The sequence below is a fragment of the Gilliamella sp. HK2 genome (assembly GCF_001690265.1).
GTDB classification, from domain to species: domain Bacteria; phylum Pseudomonadota; class Gammaproteobacteria; order Enterobacterales; family Orbaceae; genus Gilliamella; species Gilliamella apicola_C.
On the sequence record NZ_LZGV01000077.1, the window covers coordinates 1 to 1,775 of the forward strand.

The following is a 1,775-nucleotide window of genomic DNA, read 5'->3' on the forward strand; positions in this document are numbered from 1 at the left end:
TATTCAAGGGTGTATGACCTCAGTATCGGTACCGACGGGCAGTGGCGGAATGGCTAGAAGCTATCGTCTAGAATGTGTGGTATGTGAGCCTAATACTACTAAAGTGATTGACCATTTTCTGTTGGCGACCGGTAGCAGTTTAGGTTATGAATGGATGTGGATAAATAGCTATATGGCTTTTTCTGATAATAATTTGGATGCCGAATTTATGCCAGAAGAAGACTTTACTTGGCCAATTAAAGTCAATTGGCCAGAAGAAATCGACAAAAAATCCAAAGCCAGCTCGCTTGAAGAATATCAACAAATAGATGCCGAATATAAAAAGCTAGGAAATAAATAATGCCATCCAAATATCAACCGCAAGTTTCCGCATGGCGCGAAGATTTATACAAAGGGGTTTATACAACGCAATTACATTTAAGTAATAATAAAAAACTACGTTATGCTAATGATGATTATTGTGAATTTTCTCGCCATATAATAGGAATGGGATATTTTATTAGAATTATTTTTACTTTAGTTTTCTTTGTAGCTAACTTGATGTGTATTGCTTGTATATTTACTACAAGTTTGGTTATTATTTATTTCCAAGATTTAAGAATTCTAGCTATTTTTATTGAATTCCTAATGATATTTCTTCTTTATATTTTTTTTCAAATGTTTTTGCATTATTTATATGCTCCTGAAGATTGCCCAGTACGTTTTAATCGTAAAACCGGTAAAATTTATATTTATGACCATTTTATTTTATACTTTGGAACATTCGCAATTTTCACTCGCTCACCTTTAAAAGTAAAAGAAATTACGGTTAAGGAGTTTAATTGGGCAGATATTCAGGGGTGTATGACCTCAGTATCAGTTCCTCTTGCTAATGGCGGAATGATTAGGAACTATCGTCTAGAGTGTGTGGTATGTGAGCCTAATACTACTAAAGTGATTGACCATTTTCTGTTGGCAGCCGATAGCAGTTTAGGTTATGACGAATGGATGTGGATAAATAGCTATATGGCTTTTTCTGATAATAATTTGGATGCCGAATTTATGCCAGAAGAAGACTTTACTTGGCCAATCAAAGTCAACTGGCCAGAAGAAATCGACAAAAAATCCAAGGCCAGCTCGCTTGAAGAATATCAACAAATAGATGCCGAATATAAAAAGTTAGGGAATAAATAATGCCATCAAAGTACCAACCGCAACTCTCATGTTGGCGCGAAGATTTATAAAAAGGGTTTTATACACCCCGCCATTATTTAAGTAATAATAAAAAATTACGTTATGCAAATGATGATTACTGTGAATTTTCTAGGCGAACAATAGGATGGAAGTGGGTTCCGCGTTGGGCCACGATTATTTGTTTAACAATGTTTATTTTATTGCTGATTTTTTTAGTATATACTTTATCTTATGGTATTATTTTTGCACCTAAAGGAATTCCTTTATTTATACCTCTTTGGTTATTATTCCTTTATCTAATATATTTATTTTTACAGCTTGTTTTCTATCTATTCTATGCTCCCGAGGATTGCCCAATCCGTTTTAATCGTAAAACCGGTAAAGTTTATATTTATGACCATTTTCTTTTATATTTTGGTTCATTAAAAACATTTACTCGTTCACCATTTAGAGTGAAAGAGATAACAATGAAAGAGTTTGATTGGGCAGATATTCAAGGGGTAATGACCTCAGTATCGGCACCGATTTCTGGTGGTGGTATGGTCAGAACTTACCGTATAGAGTGTGTGGTATGTGAGCCTAATACCACCAATGTAATTGAC

General features: G+C 34.2%; 3 protein-coding genes. All 3 read left to right on the top strand.

The window, feature by feature from the left end:
* The coding region (locus A9G45_RS14435; protein ID WP_218057061.1) for a DUF6708 domain-containing protein at positions 1–340 on the top strand (340 nt) is incomplete at its 5' end.
* The gene (locus A9G45_RS07075; RefSeq protein ID WP_065572384.1) at positions 340–1,173 is read left to right on the top strand and encodes a DUF6708 domain-containing protein; all 834 of its coding nucleotides are present in this window, start codon (positions 340–342) and stop codon (positions 1,171–1,173) included. The genes A9G45_RS14435 and A9G45_RS07075, both read left to right, overlap by 1 nt.
* A gap of 200 nt (positions 1,174–1,373) precedes the next feature.
* Positions 1,374–1,775: DUF6708 domain-containing protein (locus A9G45_RS07080; RefSeq protein ID WP_218057062.1), on the top strand; the 402-nt coding region annotated here is incomplete at its 3' end.

Coding starts and splice junctions, on each gene's coding strand:
- A9G45_RS07075 (WP_065572384.1), top strand. CDS start 340: ATGCCATCCAAATATCAACCGCAAGTTTCCGCATGGCGCGAAGATTTA.